This is a genomic window from Sphingomonas sp., from assembly GCF_035910975.1.
In the GTDB taxonomy this organism is placed as follows: domain Bacteria; phylum Pseudomonadota; class Alphaproteobacteria; order Sphingomonadales; family Sphingomonadaceae; genus Sphingomonas.
Map to the genome: position 1 here is coordinate 614,161 of NZ_JAMHWM010000029.1, position 22,814 is coordinate 636,974.

A 22,814-nucleotide genomic window follows, 5' to 3' on the forward strand; every position below is an offset into this window, starting at 1 on the left:
CACCCGTCATTGCTTGCCAAAGGAGAGGCGATGCCGATGCCGCCGCCCCCCGATCTCGACGCGCTTTCGATCGACGAGGTCGCCGCGCTGATCGCCGCGGCCAGGCCGGCGCCGGTCGAGCAATGGCACCCGGATCATTGCGGCGACAGCGAGATGCGCATCGCCCGCGACGGCACCTGGTTTCATCAGGGATCGCCGATCGGCCGCCGCGACATGGTCCGCAAGTTCGCCACGATCCTGCGCCGTGAGGCCGATGGCGGCCACGTCCTGGTCAATCCGGCGGAAAAGCTCGACATCGCGGTGGAGGATGCGCCCTTCGTCGCGGTGAAGATGAGGGCCGAAGGCGGCCGCATCGCCTTTCAGACCAACGTCGGCGACCTTGTCATCGCCGGGCCGGAACATCCGCTGCGATTCGAGGCGAAGGACGACGGGCCCCACCCCTATATCCGCGTGCGCGGCGGGCTGGAGGCACTGGTCGCGCGGCCGGTCTATTACGAACTCGCCAACCTCGCCCTTGCCGGCGACGATCTGCCGCCCGGCGTGTGGAGTGATGGCGCCTTCTTCCCGCTGGAGCCGGCATGACGCTCGCCGCCCGGCTGCGCGCCGCCCTTGACGCCGGCGCCCTCGCCGCACCCGAATTGCTGACCGGCGACCTGACCGGGCTGGAACTCGACGGCGCGCCGCCCGCGACGGAAGCGGCGGTGCTGGTCGCCGTCACCGATCGCGCCGAGCCGGGCGTGATCCTGACCCAGCGCACGGAACATCTGCGCGCCCATGCGGGACAGGTCGCGTTCCCCGGCGGGCGCATCGATCCCGAGGATGCCAATGCGGTCGCCGCCGCCCTGCGTGAGGCGCAGGAGGAGATCGCGCTGCCCCCGGCCGCCGTGACGGTGATCGGCATGATCGATCCCTATCGCACCGGCACCGGATATCGCGTCACGCCGGTGCTCGGCGTCGTCCGCCCCGACGTCAGGCTGATCCCGTCGGAGGCGGAAGTGGCCGACGTGTTCGAGGCCCCGCTTGCCCATCTGCTCGATCCCGCCAACCATGTCCGCGCATCGGGCATATGGAAGGGGCGCGAGCGGCATTTCTACAAGATCGACTGGCAGGGCCGGAATATCTGGGGCGCGACAGCGGCGATGCTCGTCAACCTGTCGCGACAGCTGAAATGGTAATGCTCCCCGACACAGACTGGCGGCGCCGCGCCGGGCTGGACGCGCTGGTCGAGGCGCTGGGCGGCGGGGACGAGGCGCGATTCGTCGGCGGCGCGGTGCGCGATGCCCTGCTCGGCCTGCCGGTCGCCGATATCGACATCGCGACCCGGCACGATCCCGAGGAGGTCACCCGCCGCCTGCGCCGCGCGGGGATCAAGGCGGTGCCGACCGGGATCGCCCACGGCACGATCACCGCCGTGATCGAAAGCGGCCCGGTCGAGGTGACGACCCTGCGCCGCGACGTATCGACCGACGGCCGCCACGCGATCGTCGCCTTCACCGACGACTGGCGCGAGGACGCCGCACGGCGCGATTTCACGATGAACGCGCTCTACGCCGATCCCGCCACCAGCGAGGTGTTCGACTATTTCGGCGGCTTCGCCGATCTCAACGCACGGCACATGCGCTTCATCGGCGATCCGTTGCAGCGCATTGCCGAGGATCACCTGCGCATTCTGCGCTTCTTCCGCTTCCTCGCGCGGTTCGGCGACACGCCGGATGCCGAGGGGCTCGCCGCCTGTGCCGCGCGCGCCAACGACCTGATGGCGCTGTCGCGCGAACGCATCCGCGACGAACTGCTCAAACTGCTCGTCGCGCGCGACGCGGTGCGTGTCGTCGGCCTGATGCTCGATCACGCCATCCTGACACCGGTGGTGCCGGAAATCGATCGCGAAGGGCTCACCCGGCTGACCGCGCTGGCCGGTGCGGAGAGTGCGCAGGGCATCGCCCCGGACCCGATCCGCCGCCTCGCCGTCACGCTTGCGCCCGGCACCGCCGCGGCGGTCGGCGCACGCCTCAAGCTGTCGAATGCCGAGCGCAAGCGGCTGGAGGCCGCGACGCTCGGTGCGGGCGATGAAGGCCCACAGGCACTCGCCTATCGCGTGGGGTCCGAAAGCGCGTGCGACCGCCTGCTGATCGCCGGTGCCGACGCCCGCTTCCTTGACGATTTCGCCATTCCGGTCCTGCCGGTCAGCGGCGGCGCGCTGGTCTCGCGCGGATTGACCAGGGGGCCGGAGGTCGCGCGCACGCTACGGGCGATAGAGGACCGCTGGATCGCCGCCGGCTTCCCCGACGACGCGACCGCGATCCTCGACGATGAACTGCGTCAGGCGCTCTCGCGCGCCAGCATCGCATAGGCGTCGTCGCGCTCCAGCGGGCGCGCATAGAGATAGCCCTGGCCATAGGTGCAGCCGAGCGCGGCGAGCGTCTGGGCCAGTTCGTTGGTCTCGATGCCTTCCGCCGTCGTCCGCATCCCCAGTGCCTGCGCCAGGCTCAGGATCGCGCGGACGATCGCCACCTTGTCGCGATCGGCGAGCATGCCGGACACGAAGCTGCGGTCGATCTTGAGCACGTCGATCGGCAGCTTCTGGAGATAGGCGAGGTTCGAATAGCCGGTGCCGAAATCGTCCATCGCCAGCGTCGTGCCCAGACCTTTCAGGGCCTGCATCGTCGCGGCGATGCGATCGGGATCGCTGACGATCGCGCTTTCCGTGAGCTCCAGCGTCAGCCGCTCGCCTTCGATGCCGTACGCCTCGATCGCCGCGCGCACCATCGGCGCGACCTGATCGCGCTGGAGCTGGATCGCCGACAGGTTGATCGACAGGTTCGCGCCGCATCGCCCTCCCGCCTGTGCATCCCACGCCGCGATCGTCCGAGCCGCCTCGTCCATGGCCCAGCGGCCGAGCGGCACGATCAGGCCGCTTTCCTCCGCCACCGGGATGAAATCGACGGGCGATACCTCCCGTCCGTCGGGGGACCAGCGGGCCAGCGTCTCGAACGATACGATCCGTCCGCTCGCCAGGTCGCAGATCGGCTGAAAGGTCAACCGCAGGTCACCGTTGTCGATCGCATGGCGCAGCCGCGTCTCGATGCCGAACTGGGTGCGGACGATGTCGAAGGTCGAGTGGTTATAGACCTCGGCCTTGCCGGTCTTCTTCGCGCGCTTCACCGCGAACTGGGCGTGGCGGATCAGGTCCTCGGGCTCGGAAATCTCGTCGCCGCCGAGCGCGACGCCGATCGAGCATTCGACCCGGATCTCGAAATCCGAAAGGCGGAACGGCGTGGCCAGCGCGGCGCGGATGCGCGCGGCGACGTGCATCGCGTCGGCCTCCCCCTCGTCGGCGGCGACCAGCACGCCGAACTCGTCGCCGCCGATCCGCGCCAGCGTGTCGCGCGCGCGCAGCGCCCCACGCAGCCGCCGCGCGACAGAGATCAACAGCTCGTCGCCCGCCAGCGATCCCATGCACGCGTTGACGCGGGCGAACCGGTCCATGTTGACGATCATCACCGCATAGGCATGCGCGTTCTCGCGGGTGATCGATCCTTCCACCACGTCGCCGAAACCGCCGCGATTGGGCAGGCCGGTCAGGCTGTCGGACAGCATCTCGCGACGCAGGCTGGTTTCTGTGCGACGTTCGCCGGTCTGATCGACCAGGGTCATCAGGCAGCGCGGCTGGCCGCGCATCTCGGGCCGGCGCGCCAGCATCACATGGAAATGCCGCGCGTCGATCTCTTCGCCGACCTGCCAGTCGAACTCCTGCTGCGTCGCCGGCGATTCGAGGAAGGCGAGGATCCGCGCTCCGAGCAGGCGGATGATCGGGGACTCTGTCGCCGACATGCCCAGCCCGGCGCGACGGAACGGCCGGTTGACCCCCATGAAATGGAAACTGCCTTCGGAATGTTCGATCAACGCCGCCGGGATCGGCACCAGATCGACCACCCGCGCCAAGGCGGTCGGGCCGAACGCGCGTGCGGGATCGACCGCCTTGACCGGCGTGGCGGAAGTGTCCGTACTGATCGCCGCGCGCGGCTTGCGGAAAATCATTGTCGACGAGCTAGCCCGCCAATGGTTAAGGCAGGCTAAAACGCGGCCATCCTGTCCCTCGGTGTCAGAAGCGGTTGTCGCGGGGGAAGCCGGTGGGCGGCATCCGCCCCGCCGCCCCGCGCGCGGCGCGCCATGGGCCCATATCGCTTTCGGTCCGCATCCGCCCCGCCTCGCCGCCCATCGCCCAGGTCAGCCCGCGCTCAAAACGGAAGGTGATCGCGTCCGACAGGCCCCCGTCGCGATAGCGCTGGAGCTGTACGCCCTGACCGCGCGCCAGTTCGGCCAGTTCGCTGATCGGGAACACCAGCAGCTTGCGATTATCGCCGACCGCCGCGACATAATCGTCCTCCGCGCCGACCGGCCTGACCAGCGCCAGCCTCGCGCCCGTGCGCGGCGTCATCACCGTCTTGCCCTTGCGCGTCTCGGCGATCGTATCGGCGGCCTTGACCAGGAAACCGCGCCCGTCGCTGGCGGCGACCAGCAGCTTTTCCGCCGTGCCCGCGCGCATGAGCGCGACGATGCCGGCGTTGCCGTCCAGATCGATCATCAGCCGCACCGGCTCGCCGAACCCGCGCCCGCCGGGCAGCTTGTCGGCGCCCAGCGTGTAGAAGCGCCCGGTGTCAGCGGCGAGCAGCAGCTTGTCGGTGGTCTGCGCATGGAACGCGAACAGCGGGCCGTCGCCCTCCTTGAATTTCATCGTTTCGGCCGAAGCAAGCTCGACATGACCGCGCATCGCCCGGATCCACCCGCGCTGCGACAGGATCACGGTGATCGGCTCGCGCTCGATCATCGCCTCCAGGGGGATTTCGCGCGCGGGCGCCGCCTCCTCGATCGTCGTCCGCCGCGCGCCCAGCGCGGTCTCCGGACCATAACGGTCGCGAATCTTCGCCAGATCACGCTTCAGCCGCGTGCGCTGACGGGCGTCCGACGACAGCAGCAGCTGCAGGTCGGCCTGCTCCTTCGTCAGCGCGTCGCGCTCGCGGATGATCTCCATCTCCTCCAGCTTGCGCAGCCGCCGCAGCCGCATGTCCAGGATCGCCTCGGCCTGGCGATCGGTCAGCATGAACTCGGCGATCATCACCGGCTTGGGCTCGTCCTCGGTGCGGATGATCTCGATCACCCGGTCGAGGTTGAGATAGGCGATCAGGTAACCGCCCAGCAGTTCCAGCCGGTCGGCGATCTTGTCGAGCCGGTGCTCGGATCGCCGCCGCAGCACGACGAAGCAATGTTCGACCCAGGCCGCCAGCGCATCGCGCAGGGACATCACCCGCGGCGTGCGCGTCTTGTCGAGCACGTTGAGGTTGAGCGAAACCCGCGTTTCCAGATCGGACAGCCGGTACAGGCTCTCGATCAGCGTCGTCGGATCGACGGTGCGCGCGCGCGGCTCGATGACGATGCGCACCGCCTCGTCGCTTTCATCGCGCACGTCGCCCAGGATCGGCAGCTTCTTGGCGTTGATAAGCTCGGCGATCCCCTCGATCAGCTTGCCCTTCTGGACGCCGTACGGGATTTCGCTGACCGCCAGCGCCCAGCCGCCGCCCTTCTCACGCTCCACCGCGATACGCGCGCGGACGCGAAACCCGCCGCGCCCGCTCGCATAGGCTTCCGCGATCGCGGCCGGACTGTCGACGACGAGCCCGCCGGTCGGGAAATCCGGCCCCTTCACATGATCGAGCACATCGGCCTGCGGATTGTCGATCAGCGCGACGGCGGCGTCGATCAGCTCGGCGGCGTTGTGCGGGGGGATGCTGGTCGCCATGCCCACCGCGATCCCGGCCGCGCCGTTCGCCAGCAGGTTCGGGAACAGACCCGGAAACAGCTCGGGCTCCTGTTCCTCGCCGTTATAGGTCGGGCGAAAATCGGTCGCGTCCTCGTCCAGCCCGTCCATCAGGTCGATCGCGACCTGGGTCAGCCGGGCCTCGGTATAGCGGTACGCGGCGGCATTATCGCCGTCGATGTTGCCGAAATTGCCCTGTCCGTCGACCAGCGGGTAGCGCAGCGCGAAGGTCTGCGCGAGGCGAACCATGGCGTCGTACACCGACTGGTCGCCATGCGGGTGGTATTTGCCGATCACGTCGCCGACGACGCGCGCACATTTCTTGTAGCCGGAGGCCGGGTCAAGCCGCAGTAGCCGCATCGCCCACAACAGACGGCGGTGGACCGGCTTCAGCCCATCACGAACATCGGGCAGCGACCGCGCGGTGATCGTCGACAGCGCGTAGACGAGATAGCGTTCGGAAAGCGCGCTGTCGAAGGGGGCATCGACGATCGGTTCGACGGGTTGGCTGGCCATTGCCAGCGCGGGTTAGCAAGGCCCGGGGAACATCGCCAGAACCTTGTAGGCCCGGAACCTTGTAGACCCGGAACCTTCGTCGGCTCAGCCCGCCACGGCATCCAGATCGATGATCCGCGTCAGTTCGCGCCTCGCGATCCGCCAGCCCTCCGCCGTCCTGCGATAGGTATCGCGATACTCGCCGACCAGTTCCAGCCCGCCCATCGGCACGGGCAAGGTTCCGCGCGGTCCGTGGATCGCCAGGCCGATACAGAATCCCCTGGCCTCTCGATCATCGACGATCGTCACCCTGGCATTCGACAGCAGATGCCGCCGTATTCGCGGCGACGCCTGGATCACCAGCTCCAGCGAGCGGCGCAGCCCGGCATGGCCGGTGAACTCCAGCGCCGGTTCGGCCGGTACGACGCGGCGGAAAACCGCATCCTGCGTGAACAGCGCGACGAAGGCATCCGCATCGACGTTGTCGAGATGGATATTATAGTCGGTCATCAGGGCGATGCAGTCCTGAATCGCCAGCAGTTCCTCGATCCGATCCATCGCCGCTCTCCACCCGACGGTTGAGTGCCCGGCGTCGCGCCTGTGCCCGCTCTCCGCCAGTCGCGAAGGCCGGGCCCGCTAACTTATCACGTCGGGAATATCGTTTCGGTGAAAGCGGTTCCGAGGATCACTGCCGGACGAGCCGGATCGCGGTACATCCATGCCGGGCGGCGTGTAATTCGCGACAAGGCACTTTGATACCCGGACGGCCGGCGCAGCATGGTCGCCATCGCCATTCGCCGGTTTCCTCCCGCCCGGCTGCCGTTGTGGAGCCGTCAGCTTGACCCCTAAATCCGCGTTTCTCGCGGCCGTGCCGTTACTGGCACTGGCCTTTCCTGCCGCCGCGCAGGAAACCCGGACCACCGGCAGTGCTGCGCCGCCGGCGCCGCGCGAGGTTTCCGCTCAGGACGGCGCGGCGCCCGTCACCGACCGCCAGGTCTACACGCCCGCCGATTTCGCGCGTTACGCGCCGCGCACCGCCTACGACATGCTTCAGCGCATACCGGGCTTCCAGATCCGCGACAGCGAACAGTTGCGCGGGCTGGGGCAGGCGACCGGCAACGTGCTGTTCAACGGCGAACGGCCGTCGAACAAGTCCGACACGATGTTCACCCAGTTGTCGCGCATCCCTGCCGCGACGGTGGAGCGAATCGAGGTCGTCGACGGCGGCACGCTGCAGATTCCGGGCCTGTCGGGACAGGTCGCCAATGTCGTATTCCGCGCCGCCGCGCTGACCGGGCAATTCTCGTGGCGACCGCAGTTTCGCGTGCACAACACCGATCCGCTGGTGTCGCGCGCCAACATATCGGTCAGCGGGCGCAGCGGGCCGCTCCAGTACCAGATCGGCCTCGACAACGATCAGGCATCGCGCAGCGGGGCGGACGGCCTCACGCTGATCTACGACGGCGCCGGCGCGGTGATCGAGCGACGCGACGACGTCTGGACCAACGACGATGATTCGCCGAAGGTCAGCGGCCGGTTCACGCTCGACGGACCCGGCAACTCGGTCGCCCACCTCAACGCGCATTATCAGCGGACCTATTCGCGATACAATGAGGACGGCCTGCGCTCGCTGCCCGGCCAGGCCGACCGCCTGCGTACGGTGCGGGATCGCGAACTCGGCTGGAACTACGAGATCGGCGGCGACTATGAATTCGGGCTCGGGCCGGGCCGGCTCAAGCTGGTCGGCCTGCGCCGCTACAATTTCGAACCGTTCACCCAGACGATCCTGGTCGATTATCTCGACGCGACACCGACCAGCGGCGAGCGTTTCTCGCAGACCGGCCGGGTGGGCGAAACGATCGCGCGCGGCGAATATGGCTGGAAGATGCTGGGCGGCGACTGGCAATGGTCGGCGGAAGCCGCCTATAACACGCTCGACAGCGTGACGAGCGTCGGCGCGCTCGACGCCTCCGGCCGGTTCGTCGATACGCCCTTCCCCGGCGGCACCGGCGGCGTCGATGAAGACCGCTACGAAAGCCTGCTGAGCTACAGCCGGCCGCTGACGCCCCAGTTCAACATCCAGCTCATCGCCGGCGCCGAACATTCGACGATCACCCAGACGGCGGTCGGCGGCGTGTCGCGCAGCTTCCTGCGGCCCAAGGGATCTCTGTCGCTGTCGTGGAAACCGTCGGCGGATTTCGATCTGTCGCTCAAGCTGCGGCGCCGCGTGCTCCAGCTGTCCTTCTACGATTTCCTGGCCCGTGCCTTCCTGAACGACGGCAACCAGAACGCGGGCAACATCGATCTGCGCCCGCAGCAGGACTGGACCGTCGAGGCGGAGGCGAACAGGCGGCTCGGCCCCTGGGGATCGACCAAGCTGCGCTTCATCTATCGCGACGTCGTCGACTACGTGGACATCGTGCCGGTCGGCACCGGCGAATCCGCGGGCAACATCGCCAAATCCTGGGCTAGCGCGATCGACTGGACGAGCACCATCCAGTTCGAACCGCTGGGCTGGAAGGGCGCCCGGCTCGATTCGCGCGTGCTGTTCCAGAAATCCTCGCTACGCGACCCCTTCACCGGCGAGGTCCGCTACTGGAGCGGCTTCACCGACACGATCATCAACACCCAGTTCCGCCACGACATCCCCGCCAGCGACTGGGCGTGGGGCGGCGGCCTCGAATATTCGCACAACCAGCCGCGCTATCGCCGCAACCAGACCGACCGGACGTGGGAAGGGCCGATCTTCGCCTCGGTGTTCGTCGAGCACAAGGACGTGTTCGGGCTGACGGTGCGCGCCGACGTGGTCAATTTCAACGATGCGCGGTCCCGCCGGGAACGCTTCATCTACGCCGGCCTGCGCGGTGCCAGCCAGCTGCTGCTGCGCGAGAGCCGCGATCGCCGGATCGGGCCGATCTTCTCCTTCTCGGTGCGCGGATCGTTTTGATGGCTTAGGCTGCGGCGATGTTCCGCCTCGCCGCGCTTGCCGCTATCGCTGTCGCCATGACCGGCGACCTGCTGACCTGGCCCGACCTTGTAAAGCGTCCGCGCCCCGCCGCCGACGCGACGATCGCCTATGGCCCGGATCAGATGCAGAAGGTCGATCTTTGGCTACCCGCCGGCAAGGGGCCGCACCCGGTTGTCCTGATGGTCCACGGCGGCTGCTGGCAGACGTCGGTCGCCGATCGCAGCCTGATGGACTGGATCGCCGCTGACCTGCGGGGCGAAGGCTATGCAGTGTGGAACATCGACTATCGCGGGGTCGATCGTGCGGGCGGCGGCTATCCGGGCACCTTCGCAGATGCTGCGAAGGCATCTGATCAAATAGCTGTCCATGCAAGAAAATATCATCTCGACACGCGCCGCATCGTCGCCGTCGGCCATTCGGCGGGCGGGCATCTCGCGCTGTGGCTCGCCGCGCGCCCGCGCCTGCCGAAGGACAGTCCGCTGCGCACGCGCCGGCCACTGAAGATCGCGCATGTCGTCAGCCTGGGCGGGCTGCCCGATCTCGAGGCAACCGCCGCCAGCCCCGACAATGGCTGCGGCATAGAAGTCGTCGCGAAACTGGTCGGCGCCGGGCGCGACGATCCGTATCGCGACACCTCCGTGCCGCGCCTTCTTCCGCTCAAGGTGCCGCAGGACCTCGTCAACGGCCGCGAGGATCGCATCATCCCCTATCGCATGGCGACCGACTATTTCGCCGCGGCGACCGCCAGTGGTGACCGGGTACAACTCCACACCATCCCCGCGACCGGCCATGTCGAACTGGTCGCCCCCGAAAGCGCCGCCTGGGCGGAGACAAAGCGACTGATCGCCGCCGCCTTCGCCGCGCCTTGACGCATTTTCCTACTCATGAGACGGTATAACTACCTAAGTGGGAGAATGAAGATGCGTGCGGCGATCACGATCATCGGTGCCTTTATTCTCACCGCCTGCAGCGCAGCGCCCGATCGGGAGGAGAGGCAGAGCGCCGAAACCGCCGATCTCGCCACTGCGGACGCGCCAGCCGCACCGGGCATCGCCGTGACCGCCGCTCCCGGCGTGGCTTTCAATTATCGCTACGCCTTCCGGCTGCCGCCAGCGCGGATCGCTGCGGCGCAGGAACGTCATGCCCAGGCTTGCGAAAAGCTGGGCATCACGCGCTGCCGAATCACCGGCATGCGCTACACGCTGGTCGCAGGCGATCGCATCGACGCAATGCTGGCGTTCAAACTCGATCCGACGCTGGCCCGCGCATTCGGCCGGGAGGGTATCGCAGCGATCGAAGCAGCCGAAGGCATGCTGGTGAATGCCGAGATTTCAGGCACCGATGCCGGGAGCGCGATCGCCCGACTGTCCGGCGACCGCACCAGAATTGCGGAGGAACGCGCCCGCCTGGACGGGGAACTTGGCAAGACGACGTTGAATGACAACGCTCGTGCGGAATTGCTGCGGCAGCGCGGCGAACTCGATCGCCAGGCGCGCTCGACCACGGACGCCATCACGGGTCAGCAGGACAGTCTGGCCACGACCCCGATGACGTTCGATTATGAATCAGGCACCGCGATCCGCAGGTTCGACCCCAGATCGCCTTTCGCGGAAGCGGCCGACACCGCGGTGGCATCCCTGCAATGGACTTTGGCGGTCGCGCTCGGCGCGGTTGCGCTGCTCGGGCCGCCGGCGCTGCTGATTGCCCTGCTGGCGTTCCTGTGGTTCCGCCTGCGGCATCGCATTCGGTGGCCTCGTCATACCCCCGCCGACTGATTGCACCCCCCGCCCCCATCCGATATAGGCCCGCCCATCCCCGCCCCGGCCCCTCGCGGCGCCGGGGCGTGCTCTTTTCGAAGGACCGCCGATGGCTCGCCGCCGCCAGATCTACGAGGGCAAGGCCAAGATCCTCTACGAGGGCCCCGAACCCGGCACGCTGATCCAGTATTTCAAGGACGACGCGACCGCGTTCAACGCCCAGAAGAAGGGCACGATCAGCGGCAAGGGCGTGCTAAACAACCGCATTTCCGAGCATATCTTCACCCTGCTCGGCCAGATCGGCGTACCGACACACTTCATACGCCGTCTCAACATGCGCGAACAACTTATTCGCCAGGTAGAGATCGTGCCGATCGAGGTCGTCGTTCGCAACGTCGCCGCCGGATCGCTCAGCAAGCGGCTGGGGATCGAGGAAGGCGTGCAGCTGCCGCGCACGATCGTCGAATATTATTACAAGGACGACGCACTCGGCGATCCGATGATCTCCGAGGAACATGTGCTGTGCTTCGGCTGGGCTAGCCAGGACGAGCTGCACGACATGGCCGACATGGCCATCCGCGTGAACGACTTCCTGACCGGGCTGTTCGCCGGCATCGGCATCCGCCTGGTCGACTTCAAGCTCGAATTCGGTCGCATCTGGGACAACGACTACGGCCGCATCATCCTGGCCGACGAGATCAGCCCCGACGGCTGCCGGCTGTGGGACATGGCCTCGGGCGAAAAGCTCGACAAGGATCGCTTCCGCCGCGACCTGGGCGGCGAGGTGGAGGCCTATCAGGAGGTCGCTCGCCGTCTGGGCCTGCTGCCCGAGGGGGCCGAATCGGCCGTGCTCGACCTCGAAAGCCACCGCAAGCGCCGCGGAAAGTGATCGGCGGCGGCGTTTAGAGGCCCTTAACCCTCTTGCGGTTAGATTTCCCCCGACCTGAACTGGGGGAATGATCGACAATGCGTAGCGTGATCGCGGCCCTGCCGCTGCTGGCTCTAGCCGCGTGCGGCGGCGCTTCCGGCCCGCAAACCGTGGGCAGCATCGCCCCGCCCGCCTCTGGCGGCGGTACGGGAGGAACGGGCGGCACCGGCGGCACAGGCGGCGGAATCGGCGGCGGGACCGGCACGGGCACCTCGACGCCCACGCCCACCCCGGCCAACCTGCTCGACGTGTCCACCGAAACGACCTTCAACGCGGTCGGCAGCTTCCACTCGCTCGATGTCACCGAAACCGGCGTCTACGCGTCGAGCGGCCCGGTGCTCTACCAGGGCAACGCATCGACTGTCCGCGCACCCAGCGGGGCCGTCATCTACAATCCGCGCGACGGCATCTTCACCGTCCAGTTCACCGATCAGAAGGCGGGCATGGGCACCGGCACGGTGCGTTTCCAGGATCCCGCGCACCGCACCGATTACGGCGGTTCGGCCGGTCCCGAATGGGGCGTGCCGACCAACCTGACCGATTTCAACTATCTGGAGGCGGTCGGCCCCACCGCGCGCGCCGCCGGCACCGAGCCCGGCGATTTCGGCCGCACCGACAGCGTCACCTTCTTCTACCAGCGCCCGGGTTCGCAGACGAAGTACGTCTCGCTCGCCGGCTATGTCCGCAACGCGTTCGATCGCACCGCCGACCCGCTGGTGTTCAAGGCGACGACGACGTCGAACTTCCAGCGCGGCGCGATGGTGTTCGGGACGGAGACGATCCGGTCGCAGGTGCCGATCACCGGCACCGGCACCTACACCGGCGGCCTGCTCGCGACGATGGTGTCGAACACCACGATCGACACGCCGAACCGCATGCCCAATTACTTCCAGTGGATCACGGGTTCGAGCACGATCACGCTTGATTTCGGCCGATCGACGATGGCGATGCTGCTGACCGGCACCGTGCTGCCCGCCACCTACGGGGGCCAGCTCGTCCCCGGCAACCAGGTGAGCATCCAGGGCGGCTCGACCTTCGAGGCGAAGGGCAGCGGCAAGATCGATCTGGTCAACACCGGCGGCTTCACCGGCGGTTTCTCCGGCGCCGACAATTACGTCCGCTTCGTCAACAACGGCGTGACGACGATCGTCAACACGACCAGCGTCAGCCAGGGTGGCAGCGTGGCCGGCGCCAGTTCGATCGACGGCGCCTTCTTCGGCCCCAACGCGGTCAACGTCGGCGGCAACCTGCGTATCGTTGGCGGCATCCCCGATCAGCGCGTCGATATCCTCGGCGCGTTCACCGGCGCGAAGCAGCCGTAAGCCGCATCACGGTTCGGGGGGACCAGATCATGCGCGGCCTGATCGTCGCGGCGATGATGTTGTGCGCGGGGCTGGCGACGCCGGCCGCCGCGCAGCATCAGGCCAAGTGCAGCTACGGCATCTGCCACGTCCGGCTGACCCCGGACCAGTTGCTCGCCCAGGCCGAGGCGATGGTCCGCGACCGCCGCTTCGACGAAGCCGCACCGCTGATCGCCGCGCTGGCGCAGGCGCCTGACATGAAGCTGCAGAGCCGCTTCCTGGCCGGCTTCGCCGCGTCGGAACAGGGGCATTATGATCACGCGGCAGAGACGTTCAAGGCGATCCTGGCCGACGATCCGTCGCAGACCCGCGTCCGGCTCGAACTCGCCCGCGCTATGCTCGGCCTCGGCCAGACCGCCAGCGCCGACCGCCAGTTCCGCATCGCCCAGGTCTCCGGCGAACTCCCACCCGACGTCGCCGCCGCGATCCGGGGCGCGCGCCAGGTGATCCGGTCGCGCCGCGCATGGCGGCTCGATCTCGACGTCGGCATCGCGCCCGACAGCAATATCAACAACGCGACCGCGGCCGACCGCATCGACGTGAACTTCGGCGACGTGACGCTGCCGATCGATCTCGATTCGGGCGCGCAGGCCAAATCGGGCACCGGCCAGACCGCCAGCCTGAACGCCGGCGCGCGCGTGCCCGTCGCGGGCCGCGCGCTCCTGCTCGTCGGCATCGACGGACAGGGCAGCAATTATTCGGGCCGGGCCTATGACGATTTCTCGTTGCAAGGCGCGGCGGGGATCGAGCGCCACCTGTCCGACACGACCAGCATCTCGGTCGAGGGGCTGGCGGCGCAACGCTGGTTCGGCGGATCGCTTGCCAGTCGCCAGATCGGCGTCCGCACCGGCGCCCAACTTGGCCTCGGCGGCAACGCGCGACTCGGCCTCCAGCTCGACACCCGCCGCACCACCGCGCTGTTCGACAGCAACTGGTCCGGCTGGCAGGCAGGCCTCTACGCCACCGCCGAAAAGGCCGTCGCCCCCACGCTCGTCGCCTCCCTCGGCGGCTTCGCGCGGCGCGACTGGCTGAACGCCGCCGCCTATTCCAGCACCGAACTGGGGATCACCACCGGCCTCGGCGGCGAACTGCCGATGGGCATAAGCTTCGGCCTGTCGGGCAATATCAGCCGCGCGGTGTTCGACGCGCCGACCGAGCTGTTCTCGCGCGATCCGCGCAGCGACTGGCGCTACGGCGGCCGGCTGACGCTCGGCAACCGGGCGATGCGGGTGTTCGGCTTCTCGCCGCAGGTGACGCTGTCGTACAATCGCAACGCATCGAGCATCGCCTATTACGCGACCGACCGGTTGCGCATGCGCTTCTCCGTCGCGCGCTATTTCTGACCGCTCAGCCCTTCGCCCGATAGCCGCAGATCGCGCCGAACACGAAACAGCTGAACAGCGCCAGCTCCACCTTGCCCCCCGGATCGGACCAGCCGAAATACTGCCGGCCGAACGCGAACAGGGCGACGAACATCACCATCGCCAGATACGCCATGATTCCTGGTCCCTTCACGCTGACGAGTCGCGCGTCGCGAAGCCTGCGCCCGACAGGTAAACGAGGGATGAAGCCTTGCCCGCGCGGCACCACAGGCTATTAGGCCGCGCATCCCCTTCCCGCTCGCGAGGCCCCCGCTCATGAAGCTCCGTATCGTCGTCACGCTGAAGCCAGGAGTGCTCGATCCGCAGGGCAAGGCGATCGAACATGCGCTCGCCGGGCTCGGCTTTGCCGGCGTCGATGCGGTCCGCGCCGGGCGCATCTTCGAACTCGACGTCGCCGACGACACCTCCGACGACCAGATCGACGCGATGTGCCGCCAGCTGCTCGCCAACACGGTGATCGAGAATTACCGGGTCGAGCGGCCGTGACCGCCGCGGTCGTCGTCTTTCCCGGCTCCAACTGCGATCGCGACCTGGCGGTGGCGATCCGCGAGGTGACCGGCCGCGCGCCCGCGATGGTGTGGCACGGCGACAGTGATCTGCCCGCCGGCACCGATTTCATCGCCCTGCCCGGCGGCTTCTCCTACGGCGATTACCTGCGCTGCGGCGCGATCGCAGCGCGATCGCCGGTGATGCGGGCGGTGGTAGCCGCCGCCGAGCGCGGCGTCCCGGTGCTCGGCGTGTGCAACGGTTTCCAGGTGCTGACCGAAAGCGGCCTGCTGCCGGGCGCGCTGATGCGCAACGCCGGGCTCGACTTCGTCTGCCGCGATGTCGCGCTGACGGTCGCGAACAGCCAGAGCCTGTTCACCAGCGGCTATCGCGCGGGGGAGACGATCTCCGTCCCGGTCGCGCACCATGACGGCAATTACTTCGCCGACGCCGACACGCTCGACCGCCTCGAAGGCGAAGGCCGCGTCGCCTTCCGCTATGCCGAGGATGTCAACGGATCGGCCCGCGGCATCGCCGGCATCCTGAACGCCGCCGGCAACGTGCTGGGCATGATGCCCCACCCGGAGCGCAAGATCGAAGCCGCGCACGGTGGCACCGACGGACGACGGCTGTTCGAGGGGCTGCTGGCGGCGGTCGCCTAGATCAAGCGCGCACCAACTACTGAACCGTTCGCCCTGAGCTTGTCGAAGGGCTGCCCTTCTTCGTGCAACAGGCCATCCACTGCCGGTCCGAACCTCCGGCGAAAGCCCTAAAGCTTGGTCTTGAACGGCGTGAAGTTGGTCGCGTCGTCGTACACGTCGATCCCCTCGCGCTTCTTCAGAAAGCCGACGACCGCATAGGTGCCCGGCGTCAGCAGCGCTTCCCACAATGTCTTCAGGATGAACTGGCTCAGCACGACCTGGATGATCTGGTCGGTCGTCCAGCCGGTCGTGCCGGCGAAGGCGAGCGGGTAGAACAACAGGCTGTCGAGCCCCTGCCCTACCACCGTCGACCCGATGGTGCGCGCCCACAGGAAGCGCCCCTGCGTCCACACCTTCATCCGCGCCAGCACCCAGCTGTTGGCGAATTCGCCCACCCAGAAGGCAGTGATCGAGGCGGCGACGATCCGCCAGGTATTGCCGAACACAGCCTCGTAATGCGCCTGCCCGTCCCAGCTGCGCGCCGGCGGCAGCGACACGACCACCCAGGCCATGAACGCCATGAAGATGAGCGCGGCGAACCCCGTCCAGATCACCCGCCGCGCGCGGGCATAGCCGTACACCTCGGTCAGCACGTCGCCGACGATGTAGCTGACGGGGAAGAAGAAGATGCCCGCCCCGAACGACCACAGCCCGATCATCGGCAGGTCGACCTCCGACCGTTTCGACGCACCGATCAGGTTGCTGAGCAGCAGGATCACGACGAACGCGACCATCACGAAATCGAAGTAGCGGAACTGCCCGCGCGCGACGTCGGACGCGCTGATGCGCTGCGGCTGATGGTCCCCCTGGCTCATGGCCGGTGCTTATGATCGCCGTTTCGCCCGCGCGCAATCCGCGCTAGGGCACCCCCCTCGCGCGCCCGTAGCTCAGTTGGATAGAGCACGTGCCTTCTAAGCTCGTGGTCGCTGGTTCGAATCCAGCCGGGCGCGCCATTTCCTCCTCAGGCCCAACCGCCCACCGGCAGGTCGAGGTACATCTTGTCCTCGGGCACGCCCCGCCAGGGACAGGGCGCGACGGCCCCGCCGCTGCCCAGGTGCCGCGCCGTCATCAGGCGATCGCGCCGTGGCAGTGCTTGTACTTCAGCCCCGAACCGCACGGGCACGGCGCGTTGCGGCTGACCACGCCCTTCCAGCTTTCCGGATCCTCGCCGATCTCCGCGCCCGACGGCTGCGGGATCGACAGTGCCGGCATGCCCGGCGTCAGCAGGCCCTGCGCGCCGGCGTCCCAGTCGTGCGTATTGTCCTCGCCGGTGAAGGGATCGATGTGGCTGGTGATGAAATCGGGCAGTTCGGGCAGCGCCGCGAAATCCTCCATCGGCGCCATGCGGAACTGCGCGAAGGCGAGCGTGCGGGTCACGTCCTCGCGGATGCTGGCGAGCATGCGCTCGAACATCGCGAAGGCTTCCTGCTTATACTCGTTGATCGGCGTCTTCTGCGCATAGGCACGCAGGTGGACGACCTGGCGCAGCGCATCGAGCAGCGCCAGATGCTCCTTCCAGTGATGATCGAGGTTCTGGAGCAGGATCGACTTCTCGATGCCGGTCCACGTCTCGGAATCGAGATCCTTCGACTTCTCCTCGACGACCGCGTCGGCCGCCTCGCGCAGGCGATCGACCACCGTCTCGGGCTCGATCCCCTCCTCCTTTGCCCAGTCGGCGAACGGTGCCTCCACGGCCAGCGTCGATGCCGCCTTCTCGGCCAGGCCGGCGACGTCCCACTGCTCGGGATAGCTGTCGGGCGGGCAGGCATCGCCGACCAGCGCGTTGACCGTCTCCGCGCGCATGTCGACCACCACGTCGCCGACGGTGTCGGCATCCATGATGTCGGCGCGCTGTTCGTAGATCACCTTGCGCTGGTCGTTCATCACGTCATCATATTCGACGACCTGCTTGCGGATGTCGTAGTTGCGCGCCTCGACCTTCTTCTGCGCGGTCTCGATCGCCTTGGTCAGCCACTTGCTGCCGATCGCCTCGCCGTCGCCGATGTTGTTGCGCATCATCTTGGCGAACAGCGTGTCGGGCCCGAAGATGCGCAGCAGATCGTCGTCGAGGCTGAGGTAGAAGCGGCTGAGCCCCGGATCGCCCTGGCGCCCCGAACGGCCGCGCAACTGGTTGTCGATGCGGCGGCTTTCGTGCCGTTCGGTGCCCAGCACGAAGAGGCCGCCGGCGGCGAGCACCTCGGCCTTTTCGGCGGCAACCTCTTCCTTGATGCGCGCGATGGCGGCGTCGCGTTCCGGCCCCTCGGGCATGTCGCGCAGTTCGTCCTCGACGCGGAACTCGACGTTGCCGCCCAACTGGATGTCGGTGCCGCGTCCGGCCATGTTGGTCGCGATGGTCACCGCGCCCTTGCGGCCGGCCTGCGCGACGATATGCGCTTCGCGCTCGTGCAGGCGGGCGTTCAGCACTTCATGGACCACGCCTTCCTCTTGCAGGAATGCGCTGAGCAGTTCGGACTTCTCGATCGAAACGGTGCCGACCAGCGTCGGCTGCCCCTTCGCCGCATGCTCGCCGATGCGCTTGGCGATCGCGCGGAACTTGTCCTGCGTGTCCTTGTAGAATTCGTCCTCCTCGTCGATCCGCTGCACCGGCACATTGGTCGGGATCGTGACGACGTTCATCTTGTAGATGTCGAAGAACTCGGCCGCCTCGGTCGCCGCGGTCCCGGTCATGCCGCTCAGCTTGGGATACATGCGGAAGTAGTTCTGGAAGGTGATCGAGGCCAACGTCTGGTTCTCGGGCTCGATCTGGACGTTTTCCTTCGCCTCGACCGCCTGGTGCAGGCCGTCGGACCAGCGCCGGCCATCCATCATGCGGCCCGTAAATTCGTCGATGATGACGACCTTCTCGTCCTTGACGATGTAATCGGTGTCGCGCTTGAACATCATGTTCGCGCGCAGCGCCTGGTTGGTGTGGTGGACGACCTGGGTGTTCTCGAAGTCATAGAGGTTGCCGCCCTGGAGCAGCCCCGCCGCCTCCAGCATCCGCTCGACCTTCTCGGTGCCGTCCTCGGTCAGGACGATCGTCTTTTGCTTCTCGTCCTTCTCGTAATCCTCGTCGGACAGCTGCTTCACCACTGCATCGACCTGGATATAGAGTTCCGACTTGTCGTCGGTCGGGCCGGAGATGATGAGCGGCGTCCGCGCCTCGTCGATCAGGATAGAGTCGACCTCGTCGACGATCGCGTAGGCGAACGGCCGCTGCGTCATCGACGCGCGGTCGTACTTCATGTTGTCGCGCAGGTAATCGAAGCCGAATTCGTTGTTCGTGCCGTAGGTGATGTCGCTGTGATACGCCTCGCGCCGCTCATGATCAGCCAGGTTGGGCACGATCACCCCCACCGTCAGGCCCAGGAAGCGATAGATCTGCCCCATCCACTCGGCATCGCGCCGCGCCAGATAGTCGTTGACGGTGACGACATGGACGCCCTTCGCCGGCAGCGCGTTGAGATATGTGGCGAGCGTCGCCACCAGCGTCTTGCCCTCGCCCGTGCGCATCTCGGCGATCTCGCCGCGGTGGAGCACGATGCCGCCGATCATCTGGACGTCGAAGTGCCGCATGCCCAGCACGCGAACCGACGCCTCGCGCACCGTCGCGAACGCCTCGGGCAGCAGCGCGTCGAGCTTCTCGCCATTCTCCAGCCGCTCGCGGAAGCGCGCGGTCTGGCCGGCCAGTTCCTCGTCCGACATCGCCTGAAGCGGTGCCTCGAACGCGAGGATCTTGTCGGTGACCGACTTCAGCGATTTGACGTAACGGTCGTTCGACGACCCGAACAGCGACTTGGCAAGTCCGCCCAGCATAAGCGTAATCCTCGGAAAATATGGGAATGCGCGGCCGCACGCGGGGCCGCGGAAATCATGGCGATCGAAGGGGGCGGCCAGCGCCGCCGCCGGCGTCCTATTCGCGCCGGCGCTCTGGCGTGATCGCCCGCGCCACGTCGAGCGCGCGGCGCAGGTCGAGCGTGAGCGGCGCGGGCGCGACATAACCGTCGGGCCGCGCGGCGATCCGGCGAACGGCGGCGGGCGCCACCGCCCGTGCCGCCTGAACGACCCCGGTGCTGGCCTCCACCGCCGCCTGCGCCCGCGCATCGACCGCCCGGCCGACGCCGGTCAGCGCCGACAGCATCGCAGTGAGGAGGAGGAACAGGTTCAAGCGGGGCTTTCCTTCAATCGCCGCACATAGGTTCACGAGACGGGGACGTCCACCTATTCCGCTACTACGGGGTACGTATCGAATAGCTTCGGATCGGCAAAGCAGGTTGCCGCGGCTCTACTCGATCCGCCCGCGCGGCTGAGACTTGCCTGTCGCGCGATCCGTGCAGACATAAATGATTTCGGACTCGTCGACTGGACGGTTGGAATTGCACCCGATCGCCCAGCGGATGGCAAACGCGGCACTTCCATTGATGCGAACGCCAGCAGCATCGGTTGCAGGCGTGTATCGCACCTTGGCCGTCACAAACCGGCAGCTCGCACGGTCCAGGACCTTCGATCCGCTCGACGCGGTAGTCTCGCATTTGGTTACCTTGCCGCTTGGATCCACCTTCAAAACCATGTCCACCCTCCCCTGCTCGCCCCGCTGACGGGCATCGGGCGGGTAGTTGTCGGCTCCGGTGAGCCGATGCGGTGTCGGCGGGGTTTGCGCGGCGATGAACGCAGAGAAGAAGACGAGAAGACCGGTCATTGCGAAAGCCCTGCGGTTTTGAACATTCTATTGGAGAACGGATGCGGCGCGAAGCGGGAATTGCGCCCGACCACGAACCCGGTAGAGGGCAGGCCATGACCGATCGTTCCCCCCTCGCCCCCCCCACCCTGCCCGCCCTGCCCGAGATCGCCGGCGTCACCCGCCGCGTGGCGCGGGCGCGGTACAAGGCGTGGGATCGCTGCGACCTGACTTTTATCACGCTCGAACCGGCAACGGCGGTCGCCGGCGTGCTGACGCAGAGCCGCTGCCCCTCGCCCGAGGTCGAATGGTGCCGCCGCGCGCTGGTGCTCGGTCGCGCGCGGGCGCTGGTGGTCAACGCGGGCAATTCCAACGCCTTCACCGGCAACCGCGGCCGCGCGGCGGTGGAGGCGATCGCGGCGCGCACCGCGGCGCATCTCGATTGCGATCCGTCCGACGTGTTCGTCGCCTCGACCGGGGTGATCGGCGTGCCGTTGCCGATCGACAGGGCCGAGGCCGGTCTGGACGCCGCCTATGCCGCGCCGCCCTGCGACTGGATCGCGGCGGCCGAGACTATCATGACGACCGACACCTTTGCCAAGGTGGCGACCGCATCCGCGATCGTCGGCGGCCACCGCGTCGAACTGGTCGGGATCGTCAAGGGATCGGGCATGATCGCGCCGGACATGGCGACGATGCTGGGCTTCGTCTTCACCGACGCCGCCGTCACGCCGGAGTTTCTCCAGAAGGCGCTGTCGGCGGTCAATACCCGGACCTTCTCGTGCATCACGGTCGACAGCGATACATCGACCAGCGACACCGTGCTCGCCTTCGCGACCGGCGCGGCGGGCAATGCGCCGATCGAGGACGAGGACAGCGCGGGCGCCGACGCCTTCACCGCCGCGCTCGCCGATCTGTGCATGCAACTCGCCCAACTGGTCGTCCGTGATGGCGAGGGTGCGCGCAAGCTGATCGAGATCACCGTGGAGGGCGCCGAGAGCGACCGTTCGGCCCACCGCATCGCAATGAGCATCGCCAACTCGCCGCTGGTCAAGACCGCGATCGCCGGCGAGGACGCCAACTGGGGCCGCGTGGTGATGGCGGTGGGCAAGGCCGGCGAACCGGCGGAGCGCGACCGCCTCTCGATCCGCTTCGGCGAGACGCAGGTCGCCCGCGACGGGCTGGCGGTGGAGGGCTATGATGAGGCGCCGGTCGCCGCGCACCTGAAGGGTGACGAGATCGCGATCGGCGTGGACCTGGGCCTGGGAGACGGCCGCGCGACCGTGTGGACGTGCGACCTGACACATGGCTACATCAGCATCAATGCGGATTATCGGAGTTGAGCCTTCAAGGCTGTTCGTTTCGCACCGGCAAATCCGGACCAACGTAACCATCGACAGTTTTCAGCAGTCGCGCGGAAATAATGCGATCGGCGATGACTTCGCCATCATATACGCCCATATGCCCAAAAAACCCCGGCGCGGTGGACACTCGACCGACAAATTCCACGGTCCAGATTTGGGTAGCATCGGCTTGAAGCTCCTGAACCTGCCGAATCCTGTCTGTCGCAGGTAGAAGCGCGACATTCATCCAGATCTTGCGATCGGGCTCGATATATGGGGGGTCAGTCGCAGCACCCTCGATGAACTGCTGGCCTTCGAACGCGTCCAGATAGATGCCGGTGAAAACACGGGGAGCCGAGTAGCCGATACACTGTCGGTACGCTTCTTCGAACGCGCCGCCTTGTCTCCGGGCGCATCTTTTCATCCATGCTGCCCAAGATCGTTCCGACGCGAAATCACCGCGGACCAGCTTAGGCGGACTATCGCGGAGCGAACTTGTAAGAAGGGCGGCGCAACCGACAGTCGCAACCGCCCATATCCTCACGCCAGTTCACCCTCCAGCCACGCCTTGATCCGGCCCTTGGGTTCGGCGCCGACCTTGGTCGCGGCGGGGTTGCCGCCCTTGAACAGGATCATCGTCGGGATGCCGCGCACGCCGTAGCGGCCCGGCGCGTCGGGGTTGTCGTCGATGTTCAGCTTGGCGATCGTCACCTGCTCGCCCAGTTCCTCGCTGATTTCCTCCAGGCTGGGGCCGATCATCTTGCACGGGCCGCACCATTCGGCCCAGAAATCGACGAGCACCGGCTTGTCCGAATTGATGACGTCGTCGTGGAAGCTCGCGTCGGTGATCTGCTTGGTCGGCATCGTGCCAGTCTCCTTGGATGTGGGCGCAATCTAGGG

General features: G+C 67.2%; 23 protein-coding genes and 1 tRNA gene. 13 read left to right on the top strand and 11 right to left on the bottom strand.

Annotation, left to right across the window (positions count from 1 at the left end):
- Nucleotides 1-30: 30 nt before the first annotated feature.
- From VYI76_RS09430 to VYI76_RS09440, 3 genes are read left to right on the top strand one after another with little or no spacing between them, the layout of a single operon-like run.
- Nucleotides 31-582: a DUF1285 domain-containing protein gene (locus tag VYI76_RS09430; RefSeq protein WP_326524498.1), complete on the top strand. Its 552-nt coding sequence runs from the start codon at nucleotides 31-33 to the stop codon at nucleotides 580-582.
- Entirely contained in the window at nucleotides 579-1,175 is a 597-nt protein-coding gene (locus VYI76_RS09435; RefSeq protein WP_326524499.1) for a CoA pyrophosphatase, read from the top strand. The genes VYI76_RS09430 and VYI76_RS09435 overlap by 4 nt, the downstream gene beginning before the upstream one ends.
- Nucleotides 1,169-2,350, top strand: coding sequence for a CCA tRNA nucleotidyltransferase (locus tag VYI76_RS09440; RefSeq protein WP_326524500.1), 1,182 nt, complete (start codon nucleotides 1,169-1,171; stop codon nucleotides 2,348-2,350). Before VYI76_RS09435 ends, VYI76_RS09440 begins: the two co-directional genes overlap by 7 nt.
- Here VYI76_RS09440 and VYI76_RS09445 read toward each other — a convergent pair.
- The 4 genes from VYI76_RS09445 to VYI76_RS09460 all read right to left on the bottom strand — a co-directional run bounded on the left by VYI76_RS09445 (nucleotide 2,320) and on the right by VYI76_RS09460 (nucleotide 7,104).
- On the bottom strand, nucleotides 2,320-4,038 hold the full coding sequence (locus VYI76_RS09445) for a putative bifunctional diguanylate cyclase/phosphodiesterase (RefSeq protein ID WP_326524501.1): 1,719 nt from the start codon (nucleotides 4,036-4,038) through the stop codon (nucleotides 2,320-2,322). The two genes, VYI76_RS09440 and VYI76_RS09445, sit on opposite strands and share 31 nt — an antisense overlap.
- 64 nt (nucleotides 4,039-4,102) lie before the next feature.
- Nucleotides 4,103-6,331, bottom strand: coding sequence for a DNA topoisomerase IV subunit A (parC, locus tag VYI76_RS09450; RefSeq protein ID WP_326524502.1), 2,229 nt, complete (start codon nucleotides 6,329-6,331; stop codon nucleotides 4,103-4,105).
- An 84-nt stretch (nucleotides 6,332-6,415) separates the two neighbouring features.
- Nucleotides 6,416-6,868 (bottom strand): nuclear transport factor 2 family protein, encoded by a 453-nt coding sequence (locus tag VYI76_RS09455; protein WP_326524503.1) that lies wholly within the window; start codon nucleotides 6,866-6,868, stop codon nucleotides 6,416-6,418.
- 86 nt (nucleotides 6,869-6,954) lie between these two features.
- A complete protein-coding gene (locus VYI76_RS09460; RefSeq protein ID WP_326524504.1) occupies nucleotides 6,955-7,104 on the bottom strand; it encodes a hypothetical protein in 150 nt (49 codons plus the stop codon).
- A 74-nt stretch (nucleotides 7,105-7,178) separates the two neighbouring features.
- On the opposite strand from VYI76_RS09460, the gene VYI76_RS09465 reads away from it, so the two are divergent.
- From VYI76_RS09465 to VYI76_RS09490, 6 genes are all read left to right on the top strand, one after another.
- On the top strand, nucleotides 7,179-9,257 hold the full coding sequence (locus VYI76_RS09465) for a TonB-dependent receptor plug domain-containing protein (RefSeq protein WP_326524505.1): 2,079 nt from the start codon (nucleotides 7,179-7,181) through the stop codon (nucleotides 9,255-9,257).
- 56 nt (nucleotides 9,258-9,313) lie between these two features.
- Complete coding sequence (locus tag VYI76_RS09470; protein ID WP_326524506.1) at nucleotides 9,314-10,147, top strand: alpha/beta hydrolase; 834 nt, start codon at nucleotides 9,314-9,316, stop codon at nucleotides 10,145-10,147.
- A 45-nt stretch (nucleotides 10,148-10,192) separates the two neighbouring features.
- Nucleotides 10,193-11,053, top strand: a complete 861-nt coding sequence (locus tag VYI76_RS09475) for a hypothetical protein (RefSeq protein ID WP_326524507.1) — start codon at nucleotides 10,193-10,195, stop codon at nucleotides 11,051-11,053.
- Nucleotides 11,054-11,144: 91 nt separating this feature from the next.
- Nucleotides 11,145-11,924 (top strand): phosphoribosylaminoimidazolesuccinocarboxamide synthase, encoded by a 780-nt coding sequence (gene purC / locus VYI76_RS09480; protein ID WP_326524508.1) that lies wholly within the window; start codon nucleotides 11,145-11,147, stop codon nucleotides 11,922-11,924.
- Between the two features lie 77 nt (nucleotides 11,925-12,001).
- Entirely contained in the window at nucleotides 12,002-13,285 is a 1,284-nt protein-coding gene (locus tag VYI76_RS09485) for a hypothetical protein (RefSeq protein WP_326524509.1), read from the top strand.
- Between the two features lie 29 nt (nucleotides 13,286-13,314).
- Entirely contained in the window at nucleotides 13,315-14,667 is a 1,353-nt protein-coding gene (locus VYI76_RS09490) for a porin family protein (protein WP_326524510.1), read from the top strand.
- A 4-nt stretch (nucleotides 14,668-14,671) separates the two neighbouring features.
- Here the strand turns inward: VYI76_RS09490 and VYI76_RS09495 are convergent, their stop codons facing one another.
- Complete coding sequence (locus VYI76_RS09495) at nucleotides 14,672-14,821, bottom strand: hypothetical protein (protein ID WP_326524511.1); 150 nt, start codon at nucleotides 14,819-14,821, stop codon at nucleotides 14,672-14,674.
- Between the two features lie 140 nt (nucleotides 14,822-14,961).
- Here VYI76_RS09495 and purS point away from each other — a divergent pair, with 140 nt between their 5' ends.
- On the top strand, nucleotides 14,962-15,192 hold the full coding sequence (gene purS, locus VYI76_RS09500; RefSeq protein WP_326524512.1) for a phosphoribosylformylglycinamidine synthase subunit PurS: 231 nt from the start codon (nucleotides 14,962-14,964) through the stop codon (nucleotides 15,190-15,192).
- Nucleotides 15,189-15,854: a phosphoribosylformylglycinamidine synthase subunit PurQ gene (gene purQ, locus VYI76_RS09505; protein WP_326524513.1), complete on the top strand. Its 666-nt coding sequence runs from the start codon at nucleotides 15,189-15,191 to the stop codon at nucleotides 15,852-15,854. The genes purS and purQ overlap by 4 nt, the downstream gene beginning before the upstream one ends.
- A 107-nt stretch (nucleotides 15,855-15,961) precedes the next feature.
- Here the strand turns inward: purQ and VYI76_RS09510 are convergent, their stop codons facing one another.
- The gene (locus tag VYI76_RS09510; RefSeq protein WP_326524514.1) at nucleotides 15,962-16,708 is read right to left on the bottom strand and encodes a queuosine precursor transporter; all 747 of its coding nucleotides are present in this window, start codon (nucleotides 16,706-16,708) and stop codon (nucleotides 15,962-15,964) included.
- Nucleotides 16,709-16,769: 61 nt separating this feature from the next.
- Here VYI76_RS09510 and VYI76_RS09515 point away from each other — a divergent pair.
- Nucleotides 16,770-16,846, top strand: a tRNA-Arg gene (locus VYI76_RS09515).
- Nucleotides 16,847-16,961: 115 nt separating this feature from the next.
- On the opposite strand, the gene secA is transcribed toward VYI76_RS09515, so the two are convergent.
- The 3 genes from secA to VYI76_RS09530 form a co-directional block, all read right to left on the bottom strand.
- On the bottom strand, nucleotides 16,962-19,709 hold the full coding sequence (gene secA, locus VYI76_RS09520) for a preprotein translocase subunit SecA (protein ID WP_326524515.1): 2,748 nt from the start codon (nucleotides 19,707-19,709) through the stop codon (nucleotides 16,962-16,964).
- A 97-nt stretch (nucleotides 19,710-19,806) separates the two neighbouring features.
- Nucleotides 19,807-20,061, bottom strand: coding sequence for a hypothetical protein (locus VYI76_RS09525; RefSeq protein WP_326524516.1), 255 nt, complete (start codon nucleotides 20,059-20,061; stop codon nucleotides 19,807-19,809).
- A 117-nt stretch (nucleotides 20,062-20,178) separates the two neighbouring features.
- A complete protein-coding gene (locus tag VYI76_RS09530; protein WP_326524517.1) occupies nucleotides 20,179-20,592 on the bottom strand; it encodes an energy transducer TonB in 414 nt (137 codons plus the stop codon).
- A 95-nt stretch (nucleotides 20,593-20,687) separates the two neighbouring features.
- Between VYI76_RS09530 and argJ the strand changes: the two genes are divergently transcribed.
- The gene (argJ, locus tag VYI76_RS09535; protein ID WP_326524518.1) at nucleotides 20,688-21,914 is read left to right on the top strand and encodes a bifunctional glutamate N-acetyltransferase/amino-acid acetyltransferase ArgJ; all 1,227 of its coding nucleotides are present in this window, start codon (nucleotides 20,688-20,690) and stop codon (nucleotides 21,912-21,914) included.
- Between the two features lie 4 nt (nucleotides 21,915-21,918).
- Here the strand turns inward: argJ and VYI76_RS09540 are convergent, their stop codons facing one another.
- The gene (locus tag VYI76_RS09540) at nucleotides 21,919-22,338 is read right to left on the bottom strand and encodes a hypothetical protein (RefSeq protein WP_326524519.1); all 420 of its coding nucleotides are present in this window, start codon (nucleotides 22,336-22,338) and stop codon (nucleotides 21,919-21,921) included.
- A gap of 116 nt (nucleotides 22,339-22,454) precedes the next feature.
- Nucleotides 22,455-22,778 (bottom strand): thioredoxin, encoded by a 324-nt coding sequence (trxA, locus tag VYI76_RS09545; RefSeq protein WP_326524520.1) that lies wholly within the window; start codon nucleotides 22,776-22,778, stop codon nucleotides 22,455-22,457.
- Nucleotides 22,779-22,814 lie beyond the last annotated feature (36 nt).

Excerpts from the sequence above, each read along its gene's own strand:
- VYI76_RS09445 (WP_326524501.1), bottom strand. The coding sequence starts at position 4,038 with ATGATTTTCCGCAAGCCGCGCGCGGCGATCAGTACGGACACTTCCGCC.
- purS (WP_326524512.1), top strand. The coding sequence starts at position 14,962 with ATGAAGCTCCGTATCGTCGTCACGCTGAAGCCAGGAGTGCTCGATCCG.
- VYI76_RS09485 (WP_326524509.1), top strand. The coding sequence starts at position 12,002 with ATGCGTAGCGTGATCGCGGCCCTGCCGCTGCTGGCTCTAGCCGCGTGC.
- VYI76_RS09540 (WP_326524519.1), bottom strand. The coding sequence starts at position 22,338 with ATGAAAAGATGCGCCCGGAGACAAGGCGGCGCGTTCGAAGAAGCGTAC.
- VYI76_RS09510 (WP_326524514.1), bottom strand. The coding sequence starts at position 16,708 with ATGAGCCAGGGGGACCATCAGCCGCAGCGCATCAGCGCGTCCGACGTC.
- VYI76_RS09495 (WP_326524511.1), bottom strand. The coding sequence starts at position 14,821 with ATGGCGTATCTGGCGATGGTGATGTTCGTCGCCCTGTTCGCGTTCGGC.
- trxA (WP_326524520.1), bottom strand. The coding sequence starts at position 22,778 with ATGCCGACCAAGCAGATCACCGACGCGAGCTTCCACGACGACGTCATC.
- parC (WP_326524502.1), bottom strand. The coding sequence starts at position 6,331 with ATGGCCAGCCAACCCGTCGAACCGATCGTCGATGCCCCCTTCGACAGC.
- VYI76_RS09470 (WP_326524506.1), top strand. The coding sequence starts at position 9,314 with ATGACCGGCGACCTGCTGACCTGGCCCGACCTTGTAAAGCGTCCGCGC.
- VYI76_RS09435 (WP_326524499.1), top strand. The coding sequence starts at position 579 with ATGACGCTCGCCGCCCGGCTGCGCGCCGCCCTTGACGCCGGCGCCCTC.
- argJ (WP_326524518.1), top strand. The coding sequence starts at position 20,688 with ATGACCGATCGTTCCCCCCTCGCCCCCCCCACCCTGCCCGCCCTGCCC.
- VYI76_RS09530 (WP_326524517.1), bottom strand. The coding sequence starts at position 20,592 with ATGACCGGTCTTCTCGTCTTCTTCTCTGCGTTCATCGCCGCGCAAACC.
- VYI76_RS09440 (WP_326524500.1), top strand. The coding sequence starts at position 1,169 with ATGGTAATGCTCCCCGACACAGACTGGCGGCGCCGCGCCGGGCTGGAC.
- secA (WP_326524515.1), bottom strand. The coding sequence starts at position 19,709 with ATGCTGGGCGGACTTGCCAAGTCGCTGTTCGGGTCGTCGAACGACCGT.
- VYI76_RS09460 (WP_326524504.1), bottom strand. The coding sequence starts at position 7,104 with ATGGCGATGGCGACCATGCTGCGCCGGCCGTCCGGGTATCAAAGTGCC.
- VYI76_RS09455 (WP_326524503.1), bottom strand. The coding sequence starts at position 6,868 with ATGGATCGGATCGAGGAACTGCTGGCGATTCAGGACTGCATCGCCCTG.
- VYI76_RS09430 (WP_326524498.1), top strand. The coding sequence starts at position 31 with ATGCCGATGCCGCCGCCCCCCGATCTCGACGCGCTTTCGATCGACGAG.
- VYI76_RS09490 (WP_326524510.1), top strand. The coding sequence starts at position 13,315 with ATGCGCGGCCTGATCGTCGCGGCGATGATGTTGTGCGCGGGGCTGGCG.
- purC (WP_326524508.1), top strand. The coding sequence starts at position 11,145 with ATGGCTCGCCGCCGCCAGATCTACGAGGGCAAGGCCAAGATCCTCTAC.
- VYI76_RS09475 (WP_326524507.1), top strand. The coding sequence starts at position 10,193 with ATGAAGATGCGTGCGGCGATCACGATCATCGGTGCCTTTATTCTCACC.